This is a genomic window from Belliella calami (assembly GCF_022549695.1).
GTDB lineage: Bacteria > Bacteroidota > Bacteroidia > Cytophagales > Cyclobacteriaceae > Belliella > Belliella calami.
Genome location: NZ_JAKZGS010000004.1, coordinates 27,110 through 50,706, shown reverse-complemented (window position 1 = coordinate 50,706; position 23,597 = coordinate 27,110). Strand labels below are relative to the sequence as shown.

The window sequence follows — 23,597 nt, the reverse complement described above, 5'->3', positions numbered from 1 at the left end:
AAATACGCTGCTTTGTAGCTTATATTTGTACCAAACCTATAAACACAAATAACCTTCTTGGGTAAAGACGATGGAAAAAGAAATCATATATACAAATGAAGCCCCAGCACCAATAGGTCCATATAGCCAAGCGGTAAAAGCTGGTAATACGCTTTATATCTCAGGTCAAATAGCTTTGGATGCTGAATCCGGCGATTTGATCAATGAAAATATCACTGAAGAGACACATGCAGTCATGAAAAACTTAGAAGCTGTCCTGAGACAAGCAGGCTTTGGTTTTGATAATGTTGTAAAGTGTAGCATTTTCATCAAAGATATGGGCCAGTTTGGAACCATCAATGATGCTTATGGACAATACTTCAAAAACAATCCACCAGCAAGGGAAACTGTAGAAGTAGCAAGGTTACCCAAAGATGTCAATGTGGAAATTTCTTGTATTGCAGTGAAATAGATTATTTAAAGGGTGAATTTGTAAAAAGTTTACCCTTTAAAATTTTTTGATCGCTTTATACATCCCAGAAAAAATATAGTGATGTATAGGCTTTGTCATTATCCAATATAATCTGCCAAAGATTCCTTGTGGTTGAAAATCAATTTCTTGGATAAATTGATCTCCTTTGATTTCGAAAGTTATCCAAACTTTGCCGGGCAATTTCATCTCGGCTTTCATTTTTAGGTGTTTTCGAGAGTTATCCACATTCACAACCCTCCAAAAATCCACTTGATCCCCAATCTCGAGTTCTCTTTTGGGTCGGCCTTTCCTAAATCCAATACCCCCAAAAATCAAGTCGATCCTACCTCTTATTTTCCAAAGAAACGTTCCGAAATACCAACCGTTTTCACCTCCAATATTTTGTATTTTTTCCCAAACTTGGGACTCTTTACCTGCAATTGATGACTTCCATGTTTCAACAAAAATTCCCTTTTTCCCTTTTTGCATAAGGCTTCATTTTTCTGATTATTAAAACTAATTTTGGATCAAAGAAGTTATCAACATATGCCATTTTTCCCGACTCAAAGCGAAATACTCGTATCAAGCCTCAGTGTAATAGAGGTGCTGAGTAATCTTGATAAGGTAACAAAGGATGCGAATTTTCTAGCATATGATAGAAATGAGGATAAGGGGTTTCTATTCAATGGAAACATTAAAAGAAATACTTTTAGCATTTCTTTGGTGATTTACAAAGCAGACAGTTTTCTACCTTTGATCAAAGGAAAAATAGAAAGTACACCAATGGGATCTATCCTATTTTTGTCATATAGCCTCTTTCCAAGTTCTGCATTCTTTTTGGGATTTTGGACGATTGTGACCTTGTGTTTGGCTCTTTTTTTTGGGTTTATTGCCTCCCAATATTTATACGCATTGATTAGTATTGCAGTAGGGATATTGAATTATAGTTTTGCATGGACGCACTTTAATAGAAAAATCAAAAGCTCCCAAAAAATATTCCATGAACTTCTGGAAACGAATAGAACCGAATAATGAATTAATTTTATGGATTATGCCCTTCAGGTAGTAATTTAGCAAGTCAAATAATAAAACTCTTAAATCTAAAATAACATGAGCATTAGGATAGAAAAAGATACCATGGGGCCTGTAGAGGTTCCTGCAGACAAGTACTGGGGAGCACAGACCCAAAGGTCGATCAATAATTTCAAAATTGGAGGAGAGCGTAACCGCATGCCAATAGAAATTATCAGAGCTTTTGCCATATTGAAAAAATCCGCAGCGCTTACAAATGCAGAGCTTGGTGTCCTAGCTCAGGATAAGGCTGACATTATTGCAAAAGTATGCGATGAAATTTTGACCGGACAGCACGATGATCAGTTCCCTTTGGTAATCTGGCAAACTGGCTCAGGAACACAATCCAATATGAACTCAAACGAGGTCATTGCTTACAGAGCACATGTGTTGCTAGGCGGTTCACTAGAAGATGAAAAGAAAAAAATCCATCCGAATGATGATGTGAATAAGTCCCAATCTTCGAATGATACTTTCCCTACTGCCATGCATATCGCTGCATACAAAATGGTAATGGAAACGACTATCCCAGGAGTAGAAAAATTAAGGGATACGCTGAAAGCAAAGTCTGAGAAATTTATGAATGTGGTAAAAATCGGCAGAACCCACTTTATGGATGCCACACCACTTACACTTGGGCAAGAATTTTCGGGATATGTTGCCCAACTTGATCATGGATTGAGAGCATTGAAGAATACGCTTTCTCACCTTTCTGAATTGGCACTTGGCGGTACTGCTGTTGGTACGGGCTTGAATACCCCAAAAGGATATGCAGAACTTGTGGCTAAGAAAATAGCAGAATTTTCAGGTCAACCTTTGGTGACGGCACCGAATAAATTTGAAGCTTTGGCAGCACATGATGCTATTGTAGAATCCCATGGAGCTTTGAAACAACTAGCAGTAAGCCTGATGAAGATTGCCAATGACATCAGGATGCTCTCCTCAGGCCCTAGATCGGGTATTGGTGAGATTTTGATTCCAGAAAACGAACCAGGATCTTCAATCATGCCAGGAAAAGTAAACCCAACGCAAGTGGAAGCAATCACAATGGTCGCTGCACAAGTGATGGGCAATGATGTAGCCATCTCTATAGGCGGATCTAATGGACATTTTGAATTGAATGTCTTCAAGCCGATGATGATTGCCAATTTCCTACAGTCAGCTAGGCTTTTGGGAGATGCTGCGGTCTCCTTCAACGACAACTGCGCCATAGGAATAGAGCCAAATACGCCATTTATCAAACAACATCTTGAAAATTCCCTGATGCTAGTGACGGCTCTTAATCCGCACATTGGCTATGAAAATGCAGCTGCTATCGCCAAAAAAGCACATAAAGAAGGAACAAGTTTAAGAGAAGCAGCAATTGCCTTGGGCTTGCTTACGAACGAACAATTTGATGAATGGGTGAAACCTGAAGACATGATTGGTAGTTTGAAGTAATTATATTTTATTTGCCAAAATCAAAGATTAATTTTTCCACAAATTCATACTTTACAAAAATGAAAAAAGTTATCAACACACTCTTCATGGCAGTGATGCTAATAGGTATTACTCTTACGGCATCTTTTGCAGGAAAAGAAACAGCAACAAAGAATGTTGCAAAAGAAGTAACTGCTGAGGAGCTTAAAAGATTCGAAGAAATAGATGCAAGAGTCAAAGAGATCAAAGAAATGGATTTCAAAGAGTTGAGCAGAGTTGAGAGAAAGGAAATCAGAAAAGAGCTTAAAGAGCTCAACAAAGAAGCAAAAGAAAGTGGAAATGGACTTTACATTTCTACAGGTGCTTTGATCGTGATTTTGATTCTTTTGATCATTTTGCTTTAAGAAGTCCCAATTTAGTTAAATTTAAAGAGCTGGCTTTCCTAAATTGAATTTAGAAAGGCTAGCTCTTTTTTAGTAGTTTTAAAAAGTGAAAAACCTTCAAAAACTTTACAACTATTTCAATTTTCTATCTTTAGATGTAGTCCTTGGATCCTTGGCTGGAATGGGATTTTTTGCACATTTGCTGAGGGTTAATCCTGTTATTGAAATTTACTTGGTTTTGGGTTTGACAGTTTGGATCATTTATACGCTTGATCACCTGGTAGATGTCCGAAAAACCAAAAATCAACCAAGTTCGCCCAGACATAAATTCCACTTTAAGTATGGAAAGCCAATTTCTTTTGTACTGACTTTTGCATTTATCCTTGTGGTAGCCATGCTGGTTCTCCTTCCAACCCTACAATTCCTTATTGTACCCGGACTGGTTTTGGCAGGAGTTATCACGTTGATATTGGTTTTGTTATATTTCTTGGGGAGAAAAATAGCTTTCTTGAAAGAATTTTTGATTGCTTTGTTTTATGTTTTAGGAATTACACTTGCTCCATTTTTATTAAAGCAAACTCTAATCCCTCCACAATTTTATCTTTTTGGAGTCTTTTACTTTTTGATTGCCTGGATCAATCTCTTGATACTTTCTTACCTAGATAGAGAAATAGATGCAAAAGATGGCTTCAAGTCTGTCGTCAATTGGATAACACCAAAAAAATTAAATTCATTAATTCTTTGCCTTGCGTTGATTGGAATTGGAATGGCAGCGTTTCTATTTTTAGGTCAGTTTTCTTATTTCCATATTTACACCAGCATACTTTTGGCAATGCTCCTGATTCATATTATTTATTTTTTGGAGAGAAATAAAAATAGAGAAGCAATCAGGAAAATTCTGGAAGTGAGTTTCCTAATACCTTTTGTGGTTTTTCTGTTTTAGAAAAAATCACCAATTTTTCTTAATTAATCCATTTACCAATTCGACAAAATAGGTACCATTGAAGGGGCCATACCAATTCATATTGCGGACCTCATGGTAATCATAGTCGTAATATTCATCAGGTGTAATATACCCAATGTATCCTCCATTAAAAGTGGTGACGATTAGGTTGAGTCCACGACTTTTTGCTAGATTCTCCCAATCCTTCATAAATGTTCCTGATACTTCTCCACTAGAGCTGACCAAAAGAATATTTCCTATCAATACTGCGTCAAAATGTGCTTTGCTTTCACCAAAAGCAGATTCAAAAATATAGGGTTTTAGCCTCACATTTTTTCCCAACTTATATTGTGCATCCCGTAAGGCAATAGGAAGTTGCATATATCCAATTTTGAAGTTATCCACACTATCTTTCAAGGATATATTGGTGCACCCTTGGCTAAAAACCTCCTCTGCAAATGCTTCAGTATGTTCAGGTTGATTTCCTTTTCTTGAAGGCCCTTGACTTCCTACAGCCCCAGCAGCAAACAAAGCAAAGTCATATATTTCTTCTTCAAATTTATCTACTAGGTAATGTGGATAATCGCCAGACAACCCCATAAATTTTACTGCCAAAGTTGTTGGGTGTGCACTAAAAGTCAGAAACAGCGCTTTTTCTCCATTTTGTTTTTCTATTACCAATTGCCGCAACAAAGGATCTACAGAATCATTGCTTACAAATCTATTGTACACAAGAGAGTCTGTAGCAGAAACTTGATAGTGAAGTGCTGCTGTGTCTTGATTAGAAAGTGCCTGATGTAAGCCTTGGATGGTTTTTTCTTCAAGCATTTCGACAATAGATTCATCATATCCTCCAAAGGCAATTTTTCCCATCAATCCAGGAATGTATCCCCCGATTCCGCTATGGGTGTGTGTAGCTGAAAAATATGTGAAATCAATTGGTAAGTTCTCTTTTTGAATTCTTTGCTTTATTCTATCAGCTAAGTAGGGATGGATAATTAGCAACTCATAACTCAAAATTGCAACATTTTTTACTCCATTTCCCACAACCAAAGTCCTCACATAACTACTATCCAATACAAAATCATAGTTTCCACGAGGTGCATATCCTACCAAATTTGCGGGTTCATTGGGAGTAGCATTGATCTTAGACCAACCCACTAACCATGTGCTCCCTTCAGAAATCTCAGGTTCCAAACTTTCAAGCTTTGAGATAGTTTCTAGGTAATAATTCTGTGTTTTATAATCTGATCGATCAATAGTACCCGTCAATAATACGCCAAGCAATAGAACCACATATATGGCGATAAAAATTGTTGAGAGTGATTTTTGAATCATGTTTATATTAAGCAAGGAGCTGGATTGGTATTTTTTGGTAAATCGTCGAACGAGTCATTCAATAAGCCAAAGTCTGGTTATTTAATTCCACATTGAAATTTACTTTAGCACCCAAAGCTTCAAATACCTTCAAGATAGTTTCTAATCTAGCATTTTTGGTGCTATTCTTAATATTCAAAAGTCCCATGAGCACCCTGAACAGTAACTTTCTTTCCTTCATGTGGTACCACTCTTCCGATGATTTTTGCTTCTACGCCAAAGCCTTCAGCGATATCTATAATCTCTTCGGCATATCTTTCTTCGAGGTAGATTTCCATTCTATGACCCATGTTGAAAACTTTGTACATCTCTTTCCAATCTGTACCACTTTCTTCTTGGATAATTTTGAATAATGGTGGTGTTTCGAAAAGATTGTCTTTGATCACGTGTACATTGTCCACAAAATGCAATACTTTGGTCTGTGCACCACCGCTACAGTGTACGATTCCATGTATCTGAGGTCTGAGATATTTCAACACATCTACCATGATTGGAGCATAAGTTCTTGTCGGTGAAAGGACTAACTTTCCAATATCCACAGAGGTGCCAGGAGCGGCATCAGTTAAATTATATTTCCCCGAATAAACCAAGCTTTCAGGTACTGCAGGATCAAAACTTTCTGGGAATTTAGTCTTTAATACTTTCGAAAAAACATCATGGCGGGCAGAAGTTAAGCCATTGCTGCCCATTCCACCATTATAAAAATCCTCATAGCTTGCCTGTCCATATGATGAAAGGCCTACCACAACATCCCCTGCTTTGATTTGATCATTTGAGATCACTTCGTCACGGCGCATTCTACAAGTAACTGTGCTATCCACAATAATCGTCCTTACCAAATCTCCAACATCAGCTGTCTCTCCCCCAGTCAAAACAACATTTACGCCATTGTCCCTGAGCATTTGGAGAACTTCTTCGGTTCCGTTGATGATTGCAGAGATCACTTCTCCAGGAACGAGGTTCTTGTTTCTACCGATTGTCGATGATACCAAGATATTATTGATCGCACCTACACAAAGCAAATCATCGGTGTTCATGATGATGGCATCTTGGGCAATTCCTTTCCATACACTCAAATCCCCTGTTTCCTTCCAATACATATAAGCCAAGGAAGACTTTGTCCCTGCCCCATCAGCATGCATAATGTTGCAATACTCAGGGTCATTGCCCAGCGTATCTTCTACTACCTTGCAAAATGCTTTTGGAAAAAGACCTTTGTCCAACTTTGAAATAGCTTGGTGGACATCTTCTTTGGAGGCTGAAACGCCACGCTGCATATACCTTTCGTTCATGGGGAATTGATGGGTTGGTTATATGGAGGACAAAGGTAAGGATAAATTGGGGATTGGTAGATTCGAATATTTTAAAACTGAAAAATTTATCCAATGCTTCGGACATTAAATTGAGTATTTGTAAAGACAAAATTCATTAGTTCCCATTTCATTCACATAAAAGACTAATTTTGCAGGATGATTGATCAGATAGATTTTAGCAAGCTAGAGACCACGCTCAGCAATACGAAGAAAAAAGCAGCAGGACTCTCCATTATCAGACTCATTTTATTCTTTGGGATTTTTGTCGTCGCTATCGTAGGCATCAGTGAGGTAAGGTTACTTTTACTTTTGTTGCCATTATTGATTGGTCTTTTTGTCTATTTTATCCTGCAATTCAACAAGCAAAAAGATAAAGAAGCGTTTTTGAAAGAATTGATCAGCATGCGCGGGGATGTTCAACTGAGAAAAGAAAGAAAACTTAGCACTTTTGATCCTGGAATTGAATTTCAAGAAAAAAGCCATCCTTTTGCAAATGATTTGGATCTTTTTGGGGAGCATTCCCTTTTCCAAATGCTCAACCATACTGTGAATAAAGGAGGTAAGGAAAAATTGGTCAATTGGATGAAAAGTCAATTTGATCCGAGCAGCGCCAAAGAGCGAAGTACAAGTATCAATGAACTCTCCACAAAAGGTGAATTTCTTCAAAGCTTTGAAGCCCTGGGGCGCGCATTTATCAAAAAGGAAAAATCCAAAGACGAGTTTTACCAATGGCTGGAATCATCGATTTCATTCAAATCTTGGCTATTTATCCCTATGGTTCTTGGTCCTGTTGGCGGTTTGGCCCTGTTGATTGGCACGCTGTATTTTGGTTTGGCTTTTGGATGGATAGGGCTTTGGATCTTATTGGGAGGTGCTTTTTTGGCTACAGTTTTCAAACCACTCCAAGAAGCTGGTTCAATCATGCCAAATCAAGGAGACATCAAAACTTTTTCATTTTGGTCCGCACTACTTGTCAAAGAGAACTTTGCTGACGAAAGGTTAAAGACACTCCAGCATGATTTTAAAAATGAAGAAATAGAAGCACCAAAAGTTTTGGAGTCACTCGAACAAAAAACATTTATGATCCAAAGCAGGCTCAACATGGTCTATTTGGTCTTTAACTTTCTCTTTTGGACTGATCTTTTTTTATGGTGGAGGTTGGTTATATGGAAAAATAAAAATGGGAAATTCCTCCAAAAATGGGAGAGTAATTTTGATGAGTTGCAAGTGTTGGTTTCATTAGGGTCTTTTGCAAAAGAAGAACGCTCGGTTTGTGAAGTAGAATGGCTCGACAAAGAAATCATAGATGTAGAAAAAATTACCCATCCATTGTTACATCCAGAAAAAGCCATTGGGAATGATTTCAGCATGGACGATCACAATCAGGTAGTCTTACTTACTGGCGCAAACATGTCAGGAAAAACCACCTTTATGAGAACATTGGGTATCAATATGGTTCTTGCAAATTTAGGCCTTAGACCATTTGCGAAAAGATTCGAGATGGGTAATTTCCAACTCTTTACAAGTATGCGAAATTCCGATAACTTGGGAGAAAGTGTCAGTTCATTTTATGCAGAATTGGCTAGGATCAAGCTACTCTTGGACACAGCAGAAGCAGGTACAAAAGTATTCTTCCTTTTGGATGAAATCCTCAAAGGAACAAATACTGCTGATAGAATTATGGGAAGTGAGGCGCTGATACATCAACTTTATGCTGCTGGTGGAAAAGGCATAATTTCAACCCATGATATAGAGTTGAGCGAGTTGGAAGCTAAACTAGATTATTTAGTGAATAAAAGCTTTCACAGTGAGATCACTGACAAGGAAATCCATTTTGACTACACGATAAAAAAAGGGCCTTGTCCAAGCTTTAATGCCCATAAATTGATGGAACTTATGGGGATTAGGTTCCAGTAAGATTTTTGTGTTGGCATAGTACTTGTTAATTATGAGTAAATCTATTATTTACTTTAACCAACATATTATGAACTCTTTATTGTATTTGATCGCAATTATCTTAATTATCGGATGGGTCTTAGGATTCTTTGTATATAGTATTGGTGGTTTGATTCACATACTATTGGTTCTTGCCATAATTTCCATTTTACTTAGATTAATCGGTGGGAGAGCAGTGTAGAGGTACATTCAGACTTAGAATATAATTAGCTCCACCAGGAGCTTTTTTTAATAGAAAAAAAGGTGGTCTGTATGTCAGACCACCTTTTCAATTTTTATATTCAAAAACTTAAGCCAAATCAAATCTATCTAGATTCATCACTTTGTCCCAAGTTTTGATAAAATCTCTCACAAATTTCTCTTTTGCATCATCTTGAGCATAAACTTCTGCAATCGCTCGAAGCTGTGAATTAGAACCAAAGATCAAATCAACCCTTGTGCCTGTTCTTCTGACTTCTCCCGTCTTGCGGTCATGTGCTTCGAATACATCGGCTTCTTTTCTTGAAGGAGCCCAAGCCACACCGATATCTACCAAGTTTACAAAGAAATCATTACTCAAAGTACCTGGACGATCAGTGAATACTCCATGTTTGGAATTTTTGAAATTCGCACCCAAAACACGCATCCCACCAACCAATACAGTCAATTCAGGAGCGCTAAGCTCTAATAATTGCGCTTTGTCCACTAGCATTTCTTCATCAGAAACTGTGAAAGCCGCTCGGCGGTAGTTGCGGAATCCATCTGCTTCTGGCTTCAACCAATCAAATGACTCTTCATCAGTCTGCTCTGCACTGGCATCCATTCTTCCTGGTGCAAAAGGTACCGCTACATCAAATCCACCATCTTTGGCCGCTTTTTCTACAGCAGCACAACCTCCAAGTACTATCAAATCAGCTAAAGAAACTTTTTTGTTTCCAGATTGAATGCTATTGAAATCATTTTGGATACCCTCTAGAATTCCCAAAACTTTAGAAAGTTGCTCAGGTTGGTTTACTTCCCAATCTTTCTGAGGAGCCAATCTGATGCGAGCACCATTTGCTCCACCTTTTTTGTCCGAACGTCGATAAGTAGATGCTGATGACCACGCTGTGTAAACTAATTCAGAAACAGAAAGTCCTGAGGAAAGTATTTTAGCTTTCAAGTTGGCAATATCTTCACCGTTCACCAATTCATGATCTACAGCAGGTATTGGATCCTGCCAAATCAAGTCTTCTGCTGGAACTTCAGGACCTAGATAGCGGGATTTTGGACCCATATCACGGTGGGTCAGTTTGAACCACGCACGTTTGAAAGCATCAGCAAATTCTTCTGGATTTTTGTGAAAATGTTCTGAAATTTTCCTGTATTCAGGATCCATTTTCATAGCCATATCAGCTGTGGACATCATTATTCCTACCTTAATTGAGCCATCTTCTGCATCTGGAGCATGGTCTTTTTCAGCAAGATTTTTTGCTGCCCACTGATGTGCACCTGCAGGACTCTTTGTCAATTCCCAATCATAACCAAACAGCACATCGAAATAGCTCATATCCCAGGTAGTTGGTGTTGGTGTCCAAGCACCTTCCAATCCACTGGTGATTGTATCCCTTCCTTTTCCACTTTTGAAACTACTTTTCCAACCAAAACCCATTTCTTCGATTTCGGCAGCTTCAGGCTCAGGCCCTACAAGACCTGCATCTCCAGCACCGTGGGTTTTACCGAAAGTGTGTCCACCAGCAGTCAAGGCTACCGTTTCGTAGTCATTCATGGCCATCCTTTTGAATGTCTCCCTGATATCCCTAGCAGAAGCTAATGGATCAGGATTTCCGTCTGGACCTTCAGGGTTTACATAAATAAGCCCCATTTGGACTGCTGCTAGAGGGTTTTCAAGATTTCTTTCTCCTGAATATCGACTGTTTTTCTTTTCACTAGTTGCCAACCATTCATCTTCAGCACCCCAATAGATATCCTCTTCCGGTTGGAATATATCCTCTCTACCTCCACCAAATCCAAAACTTTTCAGCCCCATGGACTCTATTGCGACATTTCCTGTTAGAATAAACAAATCTGCCCAAGAAATTTTATTTCCATATTTCTGCTTGATCGGCCATAAAAGTCTCCTTGCCTTGTCCAAATTACCATTATCCGGCCAGCTATTCAATGGTGCAAATCGCTGATCACCAGATCCAGCACCTCCACGGCCATCACCTGTTCTATAGGTACCTGCAGCATGCCAAGCCATCCGTATCATGAATGGGCCATAATGACCGTAATCTGCCGGCCACCAATCTTGAGATGTTGTCAATATTTCTTCAATGTCTTTTTTTACTTGAGGTAAATCGAGCTTTTTAAATTCTTCGGCATAATTGAAATCCTCACCAAGTGGGTTTGATTTTGGGGAATGCTGATGCAGAATTCCAAGGTTCAGTTGATTCGGCCACCAGTCTTTATTGGTGGTTCCTCTATTTCCCAATTGGGTGTTTGAGCCGTGCATCACTGGACATTTACCTCCTCCATTTACATTGTAGGCAGTATTGCCTTCATTGATATGTTCCATATTGTTTTTTTGGTTTGTTATTCTTTTGGATTTACTAATTTAGACAAATAAAGTGTTATGATATATTTTTTTCGATTGATAAAATCTATGGGTAATATCCATTGTTTTGTTCAGCTCAAGATAACAAAAATGAAAAGCTTTCACAATGATTAGTAATTAGGAAAAATGAAATGGAGCAAGATTTGTAAACCTTTTGTAAAAAAGCCAACAATCCAACCAAAAGTACTTTCTCAATTCTTTTTTCCTTATTTTTGGGCAAACAAAAAGCAGCTCAGTGCAAAAGAATTATCAACAAAAGGTTTTAGGAATTCTCGGTGGAGGCCAATTGGGAAGAATGGTAATCCAATCGGCTATCAACTATAATATCGATATTCACATTTTGGATCCAGATGGAAACGCTCCTTGCAAAGCAATCGCGCATCAATTTACACAAGGTTCATTGACTGATTTTGAGACAGTTTATGCTTTTGGCAAAAACTGCGATGTGATTACGATCGAAATCGAAAGTGTAAATACCGATGCTTTGCAGAAACTGGTCGATGAGGGAAAGGAAGTCTATCCACAACCACATTTGATCAAACTGATCCAAGATAAGAGAGCTCAGAAGCAGTTCTATAAAGATAAGCAAATCCCTACAGCTGATTTTATTCTTACTGCAGACAAGAAAGAAGTCTTGGAAAATGCGGATTTTCTTCCTGCTGTGAATAAACTTGGAAAAGATGGATATGATGGCAGAGGAGTTCAAATTTTGAGAGATGCATCAGACTTGGGCAAAGCTTTTGAAGCACCTAGCTTGCTGGAGAAATTGATCGATTTTGATAAGGAGCTTGCGGTGATTGTCGCTCGAAACAAAAGGGGCGATTTGATAGCTTATCCTTCTGTGGAGTGCGCTTTTCACCCAACCGCTAATTTGGTTGAATTTCTTTTTGCGCCAGCGAATGTGAGTCAAGAGATAGAAGAAAAGGCAAAAAAGATAGCTATCGAAGTCATCGAGTCTTTGGGCTTGATTGGAATATTGGCAGTAGAGCTTTTTGTCACAAAAGATGGAGAAATATTGGTCAATGAGATCGCACCAAGACCGCATAACAGTGGACATCATACGATAGAAGCAAATTTCACTTCCCAATTTGAGCAACATCTCCGAGCTGTAATGGACATGCCTTTGGGAAATCCAGACTTGAGAATCCCTGCTGCAATGGTAAACTTATTGGGTGAGGAGGGATATACTGGTGAAGCTCTCGTAGAGGGCTTGGATGAGGCAATGGCAGCAAAAGGTGTGTATGTTCATTTATATGGCAAAAAAATCACAAAACCATTTAGAAAAATGGGTCATGTGACAATCTTAGATGAAAATTTGGATCAATTGAAATCAAGAGCATTACAAATCAAGGAATTGATAAAAATAAAAGCATAAAAAATATGAGTAAGCAAGTAGGGATCATCATGGGAAGCAAATCTGACCTCCCAATCATGTCGGAAGCAGCAAAAGCATTGGAAGAATTAGGAGTTTCGTATGAATTGACTGTGGTCTCCGCGCATAGAACTCCCCACAGAATGGTAGATTATGCAGAGTCGGCAAGGCAAAGAGGAATCAAAGTAATCATTGCTGGAGCTGGTGGTGCTGCACATTTGCCAGGAATGGTCGCTTCATTAACTTCCCTTCCTGTCATTGGTGTGCCTATTCTTTCCTCAAATTCGATAGATGGTTGGGACAGTGTGCTTTCTATCCTGCAAATGCCGGGCGGAATTCCTGTCGCTACAGTTGCCCTCAATGGAGCCAAAAATGCAGGAATTCTTGCAGCTTCAATCATAGCAGCATTTGATCCAAAAATCGCCGAAAATATGGATAACTTCAAAAAAGAGCTAAAACAAAAAGTAGAAGATTCAGCCAGAGAAATTGAATTGAAAGGCTGGAAAGACAGTCTGGGGGATTGATTTGTTATTAGTTAATTAGGGATTGGTTGATTGGGTTATCAGTGGAGTGGTGCTTCCTGACTCATTTCTTCTAAACCTCTAATCCCCTAACCATTAATCGAGAGATAGAAATTGGTGAATGGTGATTGGGTTATCAGTTGAATTAGTTTCTAAGCTTCTAAACTCTAATCCTAAAGTCAGTTATTGAGTGATTTGTAGAGTAGGCGTTTAGGAACTGGTTGATTGAGTCATCAGTTGAATAGGATTTGAATGATTGGAATTTTTATGGTTTTTGACTGACTGATAACTAATAAACTGATCTCCAATTAACTAAATAAAGTATCAGCGTATTTTGAAAAAAATCACAAAACAAACATCAGATCATGGATCTAAATAGAATTATAAAGTTCAAAATCGGCAAGGAAGATTGGGAAATGCCGCTGGGAGTACTTTTGCTACTTGGTGGAATTGCCCTAGTGATGATAGTTGGAGGACTTTATATGGGTTTCAAATTTGGTGAAAGCGTACAGTAATCAGTCGCAAAACAATCCCCATCCGTCATCATATCTCTCTGCGCTTTCGAATGTTTTTATCCATTCCTTAAAAAGAGCCTTAAACTCATCCAAGGCATCTCTGAGTAACTGCAAATGCTCCTCTGCATGGGTTTCTTCCATGGACAATTGGTAAGTCAATCCACCCAATGACCGGGCATGTACTTTCATGATTACAGCATTTTCCATTTTGATCACATAGCTATCCACAGCATGCGCACCGGAGAATTTGGCTCCAAGAATCGAAGCACTTTCAATCATCAATGAACCGTACAGTTCACTTCTTGCTTCATCCAAAGATCCAACAAGTGCAAAAGTCAATTCAAGAATATCCTTGCTTTTGACAGCGAGGGGATGTTTTTTCTTTTCATCCCGTTCCCTTTGAAATTCAGCCTCGTCGTCTTCATCAAAATCATCATTGTCAAAATCATCCCACATATTTAAAGAATCTAAAGTTTTGTAAAAATGGTGATATTGAAAAATGATCAGGAAGTTCATTAAATCGGACTTCCTGACCCTTGGTTTCTTTAAAATGGCAACACATCACCTTCGTCGCTGGAGAACGAAGTCACATCTGGCATTGCTGCTGCATTTTGTGGCTGTGGACTTGGCGTAGCACCACCTTGCTTATCCACTTTCCAAGCTTTCACATCTGTGTACCATCTGCCGTTGTATTCACGGCTTTCTATCTCAATACCTGCGGTCACCTGATCACCTTCTTGCAAATTGAATTGGTCGATTTTATCACCCCAAACAGTCAAAGCAACTTTTTTTGGATAATTTCCATCTGTCTCCAAAATGTAATCCTTCTTTTTCCAGACACCATTTCTACCATTTCCACTTTGCTCAGCCATTACCTGAACAATTTTCCCGTTGATTTCCATATATATATGTTTTATTGTTTTTCTCTGAAAAACGAAGGTAATAAAATCAGCTAACAATCACCATTAAGCATATGATCTAACATCCCAAAAATTCTTAAATTTTTACTCTTTGTATTCCTTGATTTATTTGAATCACTTTTTATACAAACGTACAGCCAGTCGTCCATAAATCTTTATTTGGAGATTATACAGAAAAAATAAATTACTCGCACAATTATTGAGACCAACAGCCTACAAAATAGTGGAGGCCGTAAGAAAGCAAGGAATACTTATAGCCAAATATTATTTCATAAATCCAAGTTTGAACAGCCATTTAGAGGTATTTAGTACGCTTTTGCTGAGAAGTTCATCCTAAAAAAAATTGAATCATCTATTGCATGAGTGTTTTCGAATCTATACATTTGGTTGGATACGTAATTATTGTTTCAATCATTAATATATACTATGGCATAAACCTCTACGTTATTTAAAAGTCAATAAACATGAGTAAAAGGATCAGTCCTAAAGACAGCGAACTAATAACACAATATAGAGGTGGAAGTGAGGCTGCATTTGAAATGTTGGTGGAAAAATATAAATCAAGAGTATATACCACCATCTATTTGATCGTTAAGGATCAGGGTGTTGCAGAGGATTTATTGCAAGATGTATTTGTCAAAGTTGTGCAAACGCTCAATTCGGACAAATACAACGAAGAAGGTAAATTTCAGCCTTGGTTGATGCGAATAGCGCACAATCTGGCAATTGATTATTTTAGAAAAAGTAAACGCTATCCAACCATAGTGATGGAGGATGGCGGAAATTTATTTAATACCTTAAAATTTGCTGAAGAGACTGTCGAAGACCTTCGAATCAAAGAAGATACGATAGAACTTGTACGCAAGTTGATTGATGAATTGCCTGAAACACAAAAGCAGGTGCTGATCATGAGGCATTATATGGATTTGAGTTTTCAGGAAATAGCAGAACAAACTGGTGTAAGCATCAATACTGCACTGGGGAGAATGCGCTATGCACTGATTAATATGCGAAAAAAAATGAAACAATTGAACATAGCCTATGACAAAACAATTTACCCCAAATGACTTGGTAAGATATATCTACCAAGAAATGAGTGAGGAAGAGAATGAACTTCTAGTGCAGGCCTTACATCAAGATGAGTCTATGATGGAAGAATATTTGCAAATGCTGAGCACGATCGAGAAGTTAGATCAAATCATTCTTCACCCTTCCGAAAAAGTAGTAAAAGCAATTCTAAAGAAAGCCAAATCTACGGGACTCGAGAGAGTTTGATCCTTTTAAATAAAATGGTAAGCCTGATGATGACCTCTTCAGGCTTTTTTTATTTAAGGCACATGTACTTTTAGAAAAGCCGCTGTTTTTCCAACCAAGTCTACTGTGACTGATTGTGAAAAACTATGGCCTGCACCTTGGATATATTCCCTCAAAAATGGGACATCGTTTTCCTCAAGCTTTTCCTCTAAAATATAACTCTGTGCAATCGGTACGACATTGTCCGCAGTACCATGAAAAAATACAGTCGGAACAGAAGTTGACTTGATGAAATTTACAGGGCTTGAATTAGTGTAGCCAGACGGATTGCTATTTGGGCTTCCACCGATAAGCGCTTCGATCAGTGCAGTTGTCAGAAAGTTGAAGCCATGAAATGCTTTGAAATCAGTAGGTGGAAAAAAATGCTACAGTAGCTTTGACCAATCCATCTCCATTATTTTTATAACTATGCAATAATGCCAAATGCCCTCCTGCACTGCCTCCTGCCAAAACCACATCCTCACTCAAATCCCATTCACTCAAACGGGATTTTACATAGCTAAGCATACTTTTGATATCTTCTTCCTGGTTGGGAAATTTATTGCTAGTTGTCGTGATGTTGTATAACCTATAATTCACTGATACAAATGCATAATCCTCAAATAATGTCTCAAGCAATGGTTTTATTTGGGTAAACTCAGACTTGTCTCCATCAGTCCAAGCACCTCCATGAACCCAAACAAACAGCTTTGTCTTCTCTTTTGATCGATTCGCAGGGAGATATACATCCATTACTTGCCTTGGATGATTGCCATAAGGGTCATCTTTGATTTCTACAGCCACACTTGGATCCAAATTCAAACTTGGCTCCTCTGATTCGGAGCATGCGAAGGTCAATAATATTGAAACCAGAATTAAATGGAGGGTGAATTTATTTTGCATGGACTTAACTTATAGTTATCTGCATGGCCACAAATCGGAGGGTTTGAAACTTGGGTTCATACAGATAATTGGTTATTTGTTTAATAGTTATCAGTTTATCAGTTGATTGAAATTAAAGCATTTTGTTTATGTTAAGAAAGAATACTTACAGAGTTGTTAAATACGAGTTTACGCTAGAACTCAAGATTTTGAATTGACACTTGGAATTTTGCAGAAATCGGCAAAAGGCAATGGTGGTGAATAATTATTTTATATGTGTATCCGCTTTATTGCACGTAGCCAATAAATAGAATGTTTGATAAATGATTTGAGGTTCTGTTGACTGTTGTGCGGTAGAAAGAATCCGCAACACATAAAACCCCTTCTGAGCCAACGTGCAACATTGCGGATACTCATATTATTTTCAGTGTTTATTGGTGTGAAAGCGGATAAACATAATAAATAGAAGCATATTTAGAACGATCACTTAATTTTCTTGTTGTAATTAAACAAATTCTGAATGGTAAATCAATTAGAAGCTTGCTATTTTTAGAAATCAAAAAGAAAAAGAATGCTGAAAAAAGAAAGATATAAAACCTTCATTGATCATTTTGAAGAAAACATGCCAGTCGCGGAGACCGAGTTAAGCTATGAAAACCCATTTCAGTTGCTTGTAGCGGTAGTTTTGAGTGCACAGTGTACTGACAAAAGGGTAAATATTGTCACCCAAACCTTGTTTCAGCATTTCCCAACTCCTGAGCATTTGGCTTCTACACATTTTGATGAGCTTTTTCCCTATATCAGAAGTATTTCCTATCCCAACAACAAGACTAAGCACCTTATTGGATTGGGAAAAATGCTTGTGGAAGACTATAATAGCAAAGTTCCTTCTACTGTAGAGGAACTTATCAGGCTTCCAGGTGTCGGACGGAAAACCGCGAATGTAATCACCTCTGTGGTTTGGAATCAACCAAATATGGCCGTTGACACCCATGTTTTTAGAGTTTCAAAAAGATTGGGATTGGTGCCTCAAAATGCAAAAACACCCTTGGAAGTCGAAAAACAATTGATCAAAAACATCCCTTCCAAATATGTACACAAAGCACATCATTGGTTGATCTTGCATGGACGCTATGTTTGCTTAGCAAGAAAGCCAAAATGTGAAGCATGTACGATTACCCATTTTTGCAGGTACTTTGAAAAGACCAATAAACTACAAGCCAAAGCATCAGGAGAATTAGAATCTTAAGGTATGTGTGGTATCAATCTGATCATTAATCCTAAAGAAGACGGAAAATCTACCATACAAAAAATGATGCAGGCGACACAGCATCGTGGGCCTGATTTTTCTGATTTTTGTCAAATTACTGAAGGAGTTTGGATCGCAGGCAACAGATTGAAAATCCTAGATCTGAGTGCATCATCCAATCAACCCTTTTGGTCAGAAGATAAATCTTGTGTTTTGGTGTGGAATGGCGCACTTTACAATTACCAGGATTTAAGAAATAATCTTTTAGATCTTGGCTATAATTTCAAGACCAATTCAGATTCAGAAGTGCTTTTGCTATGGCTCAAGCACTATGGTTCAGATAAAATTTCAGAATTGAAAGGCATGTTTGCCTTTGTCTTTGTCAATATTTCCCTACAGCAGATCACTATCGCAAGAGATCCTTCTGGAGAGAAGCCCCTTTATTTTTACCAAAATGAAGAAACTTGGTGTTTTTCTTCTGAATCAAGGGGTGTTTTGGCAGGTTTTGGAAAGGAAATTAAGATCGATAAAAGTCAATTCTTACCATATTTTTATTCTAGACATTCATTTCCAGATAGGAGTTTTTACCATGATATCCAACAGCATTTGCCGGGAACAGGCTTGACCTTGGATTTTAATGGTAAAACAGTACGCAATTTTGAATGGACTCAGCCTAAGTTTATTCAGGATGTCCCTTCGCAAGAAGTATTTGAAAGCAAGCTGAAAGATGCAGTTCTCAAAAATTTCCATGCAGAGAGGCCAGTGGGAATAATTCTGAGTGGTGGGGCAGACAGCAGTTTGCTTTACAGGTTATGGACGGAAGAAACAAGCCAACCTGTGGCTACCTTTACAGCAGCATTTGAGCAAAAGTATCAGGCAAAATATAAGGATCCTGTTTTTGCAAAAAAGCTTACAAGTCAGTTTGAAGGCTTCCATACTGAAGTACTAGTCAATCCTGAGAAGATTCAGAAACATTGGCAAGAGTATATTGCGGGGATGGATCAGCCGATAGGGGATAGTGCTGGGATTCTGACTTGGCTGATTGCAAAAGAGGCAAAGGAAAATGTTCAAGTACTCATTTCTGGTGCAGGTGCGGATGAATTGTTTGGTGGCTACACGAGACATTCGGCTTTTGCCAAATATCTCAAAAACCCAAAATTCTACCTCCAAATCAAAAAACTGTCAGAAAATCTACCATTTCCCAGACCATACAAGAAATTCCTAAATGGAATCGATTCTGATCCTGAAAGGACTTTTCTAAACTTTGCATCTTTGCTGAATATTCCTGATGATGAATATTCCAAATTTCAGCTTTGGTATCCAAAAGATGCAGGGATTTTTCAGAATGCGCTCAATTTTGACAGGAAATATTTCTTGGTCAATGATGTGCTCAAAATCCATGACAATGTATGCATGACACAGGGCATAGAAGGGCGATCTCCATATTTGGATTTTGAGATGATCCAATGGACAAAGGGTTTTTCCGAAGATCAGACACTTTTCTATTCGAGTAAAAAAATGATCAAAGAAGCTTTGGAAAAGCGGGGTTTTGCGAAAATTGCCAAAAGGAAAAAGATCGGTTTCGGCATTCCTATCAAAGAATGGTTGCAAGAGGACGAGAGTTTCAGAAAGTGGGTGTTTGGTACAATCAAGGAAATGAATGCTAAATGGGCTGCTGATTTCCCACGGGAAATGCAGCAAATTGCCGAAGCCCCAGAGAAAGTCTTTAAAGACCAATTTCTATTGGTGTGGAATCTTTTTATCTTAGCATCATGGCTCAAGAATCAGGAATGAGAATCATTTACATTCACCAGTATTTTTTGACTCCCGAAGAGGGAGGCGCCATAAGATCCTATCATTTGGCAAAGGGAATGGTAGAGGCTGGGATTATCGTGGATATGATTACGAGCCACAACAAGGATTATTACGACCTGAAAATCATCGATGGGATTCGAGTCCATTATTTGCCTGTTCATTACAGACAAGAATGGGGATTCTTCAAGAGGGTTGTTTCATTTTTAAAATTTGTCAAATTAGCCAAAAAATGGGTTTCCAAACTTCCTAGACCAGATTACTTGTACATTACTTCCACTCCTCTGACCACAGGGCTAATTGGGCTTTGGGCAAAAAGGAGATATGCAGTTCCTTACTTTTTTGAAATCCGAGACCTATGGCCTGATGCACCTATTCAGGTAGGTGCAATCACCAATCCATTGATCAAGCGGTTTCTTTTTATTTTGGAAAAACGCATTTATAGGCATGCTTTGAAATGCATTGCACTTTCTCCCGGAATTGCCAATACAGTCAGAATGCGGACGGAAACCAAAGTGACAATCATACCGAACATTTCTGACACTTCATTTTTCTTTCCCCAAAAGAAAAATCCCAAACTCTTGGATAAGTATAAGCTAAAAGATCAATTTACAATCATTTACACAGGTGCTTTGGGTCTGGTAAATGCTGTCGAGGAATTATTAGAAATTGCAAATCTTTCACATTTACAAAATAAAGGTTATCAATTCATAATTCTTGGAAAAGGCTCTAAATTACCAGAACTACTTGAACTGAAAGCGAAGCTGAAGTTGGAAAATGTGAAATTTTTGGATTTTGGAAATAAACAAAAAGTAGCTGATTTGCTATCTCTTTCAGATATGGCATTTATTTCGTTTGACCACCTACCTGTGTTGAAAACAAACAGCCCAAATAAGTTTTTTGATGCGCTTGCAGCGGGAAAAGCCATACTTGTCAACCACAAAGGATGGGTCTATGAACTCACCAAAAAGTACGATCTTGGAATCTACCATGACCCTAAAAACCCAGAATCGACAATTGAGATGATAGATAGACTTTCCAATGACAAGCAGCTCTTGATAAAATATCAACAAAATGCAAGGAAAATTGCTGAAGAACATTTTTCCAAAGAAATTGCTGTAAAGCGGCTTTTGTCTCAAATTGATGAAAAAAAATTTGGTCAGGAGTTTACTGACGAGGTTTATATCCTGACTGCCTAAAGATCAGTTCAGCATCTTGATTTTCCATCAAAACATCTAAAGGAACATCCTGATTGATCCTGTAATCATCCACGATATTCCACCCAAGCCACCTTCCGATTCTTCCCGGAGCATCTGGGCTGACTACATCTGTAGCAGGAGCTTCTCCAGTATATTGCCTGATTTCAAACGGGTTGGTAATATAAAGCAGATCATTTTCTATAAAGTGTGACCAAATAAATTTCTCATTGGCAAAACAAGAAGCAACTTCTTCCGAAGTGTACCCTATGATATAGTCGTCAGGTGTGCATGGTAAAATCGCCTTGGTGAAATGGTATGCTTTACCATAAAAGATCATTTCTGCCAAAAGGGAATTTTGATTTGGATCTACCTTGTTGTACTTGGACGAAATGGCCGTCACTATCATCGGAACTATGTAGTCGCGCTCGTATCGGTCAGCAATATACCTCGGAAGTTCTTCAGGTTGGAATCTATGTTCCTTAGGTAGAAAGTAATCCAAACCAATCACAATCATATCATCAGAGATATAAAGATCATTGCTGAAACCCGACAAAAAGGTATAAACCTTGGGGATTTTAAAATCCGGAAAATAATACTTGATGTAAGCAAATGCGTTATTCAAATCTATTTCCAATTGGTTGACATCAGTATAGTTTTTTTTCACTTCGCTGTAAAGCTCCTGCATCAGCGTGTCTTGATTGATAGCCAAGAGCTCATCAGCCAAACCTTCTTTAGAGTCGTAAAGTGCTATTTGAAGATAATCATTTGTGAAATCAGCATACTCTTCGAAAAGAAACAGAAACTCCTCTTTTGTGCTTGCAGTATAGAAGTTATCCTCCAGCCTGGTAATGGATAAATCTTCCAAACTATCCAAAATCTTTGCATCCAATTCACAAGCATCTTCAGATTTTTTGCAAGAAGCAAATAGGATAAGTAGCGAAGCAAATAGAATTGACAGATTTTGATATTTTTTGACCATATATAATGTATTAAAATTCAAATCTAATAGATATTGATTTGTTAACGGTTTGGAACTTATAAAATTTTCAATTTTGTTAAAGTTTAGAATAAATATAATAATTTCAATATAAATTGTATTTTTCGGATTTATATTTTATGCTCCATTAGAAAGTTTCTACCTTGAAACATCTACTTTTTATGACAGTTTGTTTACAAAAATCAATATTTTGTACACATTTTTAAAATTAAATTTACATTTATGTAACATTAGGAGCTTTACGTGGGTTAATGAAGCGTACTTTTAATAAAACTAAACCAACAAAAATTATGAAAAAGAAAAGTTTATTTAACTGGAATGTTAGATTTCCTTTGGCGGCTTTAGCCTTAGGTTTTGGACTTGTAGCTTGTAACGATGATGACGATACAGATCCAATCATCGAAACGAATAATGTTGTGGAGGTTGCTGCTGCAAATCCAGAGTTTTCAACATTGACAGCAGCCATTGAAACTGCTGAATTGGTACCTACGTTGTCAGGTGATGGACCTTTCACGGTTTTTGCTCCTAATGATGAGGCTTTCGGTCGTTTTCTTTCTGCTAATGGTTTGTCAGCAGACGAATTGCTTGCTAATCCAGAGCTTGGTGATATTTTGACATATCACGTTATAAGTGGAAATGTAGCTTCTGCTGACGTAGAACCAGGAAGAGTAAATACGCTAGGTGATGCTCCTTTTTTCGTTAGCCAAGCGCCTGATGATTCTTTTTGGATTAATGGTAATGCTAAAATTGAAGCCACGGACGTAAGTGCTTCTAATGGTGTAATTCATGTTTTGGACAATGTAATTACTGCTCCAACGCAAAACATTGCTGAAATCGCAACTGCTTTATCTACTTCTGATTCCCCTCAGTTTACACAATTGGTAGCTGCTTTGGTAAGAGCTGACCTTGTTGAAACCTTTATGGGTGGGTTTGACGATGATTACACAGTATTTGCTCCAACAGATGCAGCCTTTGAAGCTCTATATGATGCATTGGGTGTAAATGGAGTGGATGAAATTGAATTAGGTCTTTTGACTGATGTTTTGAAGTATCATGTTGTGGAAGCAAGAAGATTTTCTCAGGATTTAAGACAAGATGCAGTGATTGAAACCATGTTGGATGATGCTACATTAACAGTAGATTTGGCTAACATGCAAATCAATGATGCAAGTTTAGATGATGAAGGTCTTGTGAATATTCATGCAACTAACGGTGTTATTCATGTGATTGACCAAGTATTGTTGCCGCCAACGGAATAATAGAATTCATTTGTATTGTATAAAAGGGAGGCTTAACCGCTTCCCTTTTTTTATTTAAAGTATTCTATCCCTTTTTTATAGATTAGTTTT

General features: G+C 38.0%; 25 protein-coding genes. 16 read left to right on the top strand and 9 right to left on the bottom strand.

Going from position 1 to position 23,597, the window contains the following annotated elements; genetic code table 11:
- Nucleotides 1-70: 70 nt before the first annotated feature.
- Entirely contained in the window at nt 71-451 is a 381-nt protein-coding gene (locus MM236_RS06880; protein WP_241274218.1) for a RidA family protein, read from the top strand.
- Nucleotides 452-487: 36 nt separating this feature from the next.
- Here the strand turns inward: MM236_RS06880 and MM236_RS06875 are convergent, their stop codons facing one another.
- Complete coding sequence (locus MM236_RS06875) at nt 488-940, bottom strand: DUF2867 domain-containing protein (protein WP_241274217.1); 453 nt, start codon at nt 938-940, stop codon at nt 488-490.
- A gap of 33 nt (nt 941-973) precedes the next feature.
- On the opposite strand from MM236_RS06875, the gene MM236_RS06870 reads away from it, so the two are divergent.
- The 4 genes from MM236_RS06870 (at nt 974) to MM236_RS06855 (ending at nt 4,267) form a co-directional block, all read left to right on the top strand.
- Nucleotides 974-1,483, top strand: coding sequence for a hypothetical protein (locus MM236_RS06870; protein WP_241274216.1), 510 nt, complete (start codon nt 974-976; stop codon nt 1,481-1,483).
- A 78-nt stretch (nt 1,484-1,561) separates the two neighbouring features.
- Nucleotides 1,562-2,962 (top strand): class II fumarate hydratase, encoded by a 1,401-nt coding sequence (gene fumC / locus MM236_RS06865; protein ID WP_241274215.1) that lies wholly within the window; start codon nt 1,562-1,564, stop codon nt 2,960-2,962.
- 59 nt (nt 2,963-3,021) lie between these two features.
- On the top strand, nt 3,022-3,345 hold the full coding sequence (locus MM236_RS06860; RefSeq protein ID WP_241274214.1) for a hypothetical protein: 324 nt from the start codon (nt 3,022-3,024) through the stop codon (nt 3,343-3,345).
- An 85-nt stretch (nt 3,346-3,430) separates the two neighbouring features.
- A complete protein-coding gene (locus MM236_RS06855; protein ID WP_241274213.1) occupies nt 3,431-4,267 on the top strand; it encodes a UbiA family prenyltransferase in 837 nt (278 codons plus the stop codon).
- Between the two features lie 6 nt (nt 4,268-4,273).
- Here MM236_RS06855 and MM236_RS06850 read toward each other — a convergent pair whose 3' ends face one another.
- Nucleotides 4,274-5,605, bottom strand: a complete 1,332-nt coding sequence (locus MM236_RS06850) for an alkaline ceramidase (RefSeq protein WP_241274212.1) — start codon at nt 5,603-5,605, stop codon at nt 4,274-4,276.
- A 167-nt stretch (nt 5,606-5,772) separates the two neighbouring features.
- Nucleotides 5,773-6,936, bottom strand: coding sequence for an AIR synthase related protein (locus MM236_RS06845; RefSeq protein ID WP_241274211.1), 1,164 nt, complete (start codon nt 6,934-6,936; stop codon nt 5,773-5,775).
- Nucleotides 6,937-7,113: 177 nt separating this feature from the next.
- Here MM236_RS06845 and MM236_RS06840 point away from each other — a divergent pair, with 177 nt between their 5' ends.
- Both MM236_RS06840 and MM236_RS06835 read left to right on the top strand, forming a co-directional pair.
- Nucleotides 7,114-8,874 carry a MutS-related protein gene (locus MM236_RS06840; RefSeq protein WP_241274210.1) on the top strand — a complete coding sequence of 587 codons (1,761 nt, stop codon included), beginning with the start codon at nt 7,114-7,116 and terminating at the stop codon, nt 8,872-8,874.
- A 67-nt stretch (nt 8,875-8,941) separates the two neighbouring features.
- On the top strand, nt 8,942-9,094 hold the full coding sequence (locus MM236_RS06835) for a lmo0937 family membrane protein (RefSeq protein ID WP_241274209.1): 153 nt from the start codon (nt 8,942-8,944) through the stop codon (nt 9,092-9,094).
- A 108-nt stretch (nt 9,095-9,202) separates the two neighbouring features.
- Here MM236_RS06835 and katG read toward each other — a convergent pair whose 3' ends face one another.
- On the bottom strand, nt 9,203-11,449 hold the full coding sequence (gene katG, locus MM236_RS06830) for a catalase/peroxidase HPI (RefSeq protein WP_241274208.1): 2,247 nt from the start codon (nt 11,447-11,449) through the stop codon (nt 9,203-9,205).
- A 274-nt stretch (nt 11,450-11,723) separates the two neighbouring features.
- Here katG and MM236_RS06825 point away from each other — a divergent pair, with 274 nt between their 5' ends.
- The 3 genes from MM236_RS06825 (at nt 11,724) to MM236_RS06815 (ending at nt 13,896) form a co-directional block, all read left to right on the top strand.
- Entirely contained in the window at nt 11,724-12,863 is a 1,140-nt protein-coding gene (locus MM236_RS06825) for a 5-(carboxyamino)imidazole ribonucleotide synthase (RefSeq protein WP_241274207.1), read from the top strand.
- Nucleotides 12,864-12,868: 5 nt separating this feature from the next.
- Entirely contained in the window at nt 12,869-13,384 is a 516-nt protein-coding gene (gene purE, locus MM236_RS06820; RefSeq protein ID WP_241274206.1) for a 5-(carboxyamino)imidazole ribonucleotide mutase, read from the top strand.
- A 362-nt stretch (nt 13,385-13,746) separates the two neighbouring features.
- A complete protein-coding gene (locus tag MM236_RS06815; protein WP_241274205.1) occupies nt 13,747-13,896 on the top strand; it encodes a hypothetical protein in 150 nt (49 codons plus the stop codon).
- Here the strand turns inward: MM236_RS06815 and MM236_RS06810 are convergent, their stop codons facing one another.
- Both MM236_RS06810 and MM236_RS06805 read right to left on the bottom strand, forming a co-directional pair.
- Nucleotides 13,897-14,352: a hypothetical protein gene (locus MM236_RS06810; protein WP_241274204.1), complete on the bottom strand. Its 456-nt coding sequence runs from the start codon at nt 14,350-14,352 to the stop codon at nt 13,897-13,899. It abuts the gene before it with no gap.
- Nucleotides 14,353-14,441: 89 nt separating this feature from the next.
- Complete coding sequence (locus tag MM236_RS06805; protein ID WP_241274203.1) at nt 14,442-14,798, bottom strand: DUF3127 domain-containing protein; 357 nt, start codon at nt 14,796-14,798, stop codon at nt 14,442-14,444.
- 482 nt (nt 14,799-15,280) lie between these two features.
- On the opposite strand from MM236_RS06805, the gene MM236_RS06800 reads away from it, so the two are divergent.
- Nucleotides 15,281-15,883 carry an RNA polymerase sigma factor gene (locus tag MM236_RS06800; RefSeq protein WP_241274202.1) on the top strand — a complete coding sequence of 201 codons (603 nt, stop codon included), beginning with the start codon at nt 15,281-15,283 and terminating at the stop codon, nt 15,881-15,883.
- Nucleotides 15,858-16,091 (top strand): hypothetical protein, encoded by a 234-nt coding sequence (locus tag MM236_RS06795; protein ID WP_241274201.1) that lies wholly within the window; start codon nt 15,858-15,860, stop codon nt 16,089-16,091. Before MM236_RS06800 ends, MM236_RS06795 begins: the two co-directional genes overlap by 26 nt.
- Nucleotides 16,092-16,144: 53 nt before the next feature.
- Here the strand turns inward: MM236_RS06795 and MM236_RS06790 are convergent, their stop codons facing one another.
- Both MM236_RS06790 and MM236_RS06785 read right to left on the bottom strand, forming a co-directional pair.
- Nucleotides 16,145-16,432: an alpha/beta hydrolase family protein gene (locus tag MM236_RS06790; RefSeq protein ID WP_369415192.1), complete on the bottom strand. Its 288-nt coding sequence runs from the start codon at nt 16,430-16,432 to the stop codon at nt 16,145-16,147.
- Nucleotides 16,433-16,475: 43 nt separating this feature from the next.
- On the bottom strand, nt 16,476-17,012 hold the full coding sequence (locus tag MM236_RS06785; protein WP_241274200.1) for an alpha/beta hydrolase: 537 nt from the start codon (nt 17,010-17,012) through the stop codon (nt 16,476-16,478).
- 550 nt (nt 17,013-17,562) lie between these two features.
- Between MM236_RS06785 and nth the strand changes: the two genes are divergently transcribed.
- From nth to MM236_RS06770, 3 genes are read left to right on the top strand one after another with little or no spacing between them, the layout of a single operon-like run.
- On the top strand, nt 17,563-18,240 hold the full coding sequence (gene nth, locus MM236_RS06780) for an endonuclease III (RefSeq protein ID WP_241274199.1): 678 nt from the start codon (nt 17,563-17,565) through the stop codon (nt 18,238-18,240).
- A gap of 3 nt (nt 18,241-18,243) precedes the next feature.
- Complete coding sequence (gene asnB, locus MM236_RS06775; RefSeq protein ID WP_241274198.1) at nt 18,244-20,034, top strand: asparagine synthase (glutamine-hydrolyzing); 1,791 nt, start codon at nt 18,244-18,246, stop codon at nt 20,032-20,034.
- On the top strand, nt 20,013-21,251 hold the full coding sequence (locus tag MM236_RS06770) for a glycosyltransferase family 4 protein (protein WP_241274197.1): 1,239 nt from the start codon (nt 20,013-20,015) through the stop codon (nt 21,249-21,251). The genes asnB and MM236_RS06770 overlap by 22 nt, the downstream gene beginning before the upstream one ends.
- On the opposite strand, the gene gldB is transcribed toward MM236_RS06770, so the two are convergent.
- Nucleotides 21,220-22,230 carry a gliding motility lipoprotein GldB gene (gldB, locus tag MM236_RS06765; protein ID WP_241274196.1) on the bottom strand — a complete coding sequence of 337 codons (1,011 nt, stop codon included), beginning with the start codon at nt 22,228-22,230 and terminating at the stop codon, nt 21,220-21,222. The two genes, MM236_RS06770 and gldB, sit on opposite strands and share 32 nt — an antisense overlap.
- A gap of 308 nt (nt 22,231-22,538) precedes the next feature.
- Here gldB and MM236_RS06760 point away from each other — a divergent pair, with 308 nt between their 5' ends.
- Nucleotides 22,539-23,507 (top strand): fasciclin domain-containing protein, encoded by a 969-nt coding sequence (locus MM236_RS06760; RefSeq protein ID WP_241274195.1) that lies wholly within the window; start codon nt 22,539-22,541, stop codon nt 23,505-23,507.
- The last annotated feature ends 90 nt before the right edge of the window (nt 23,508-23,597 follow it).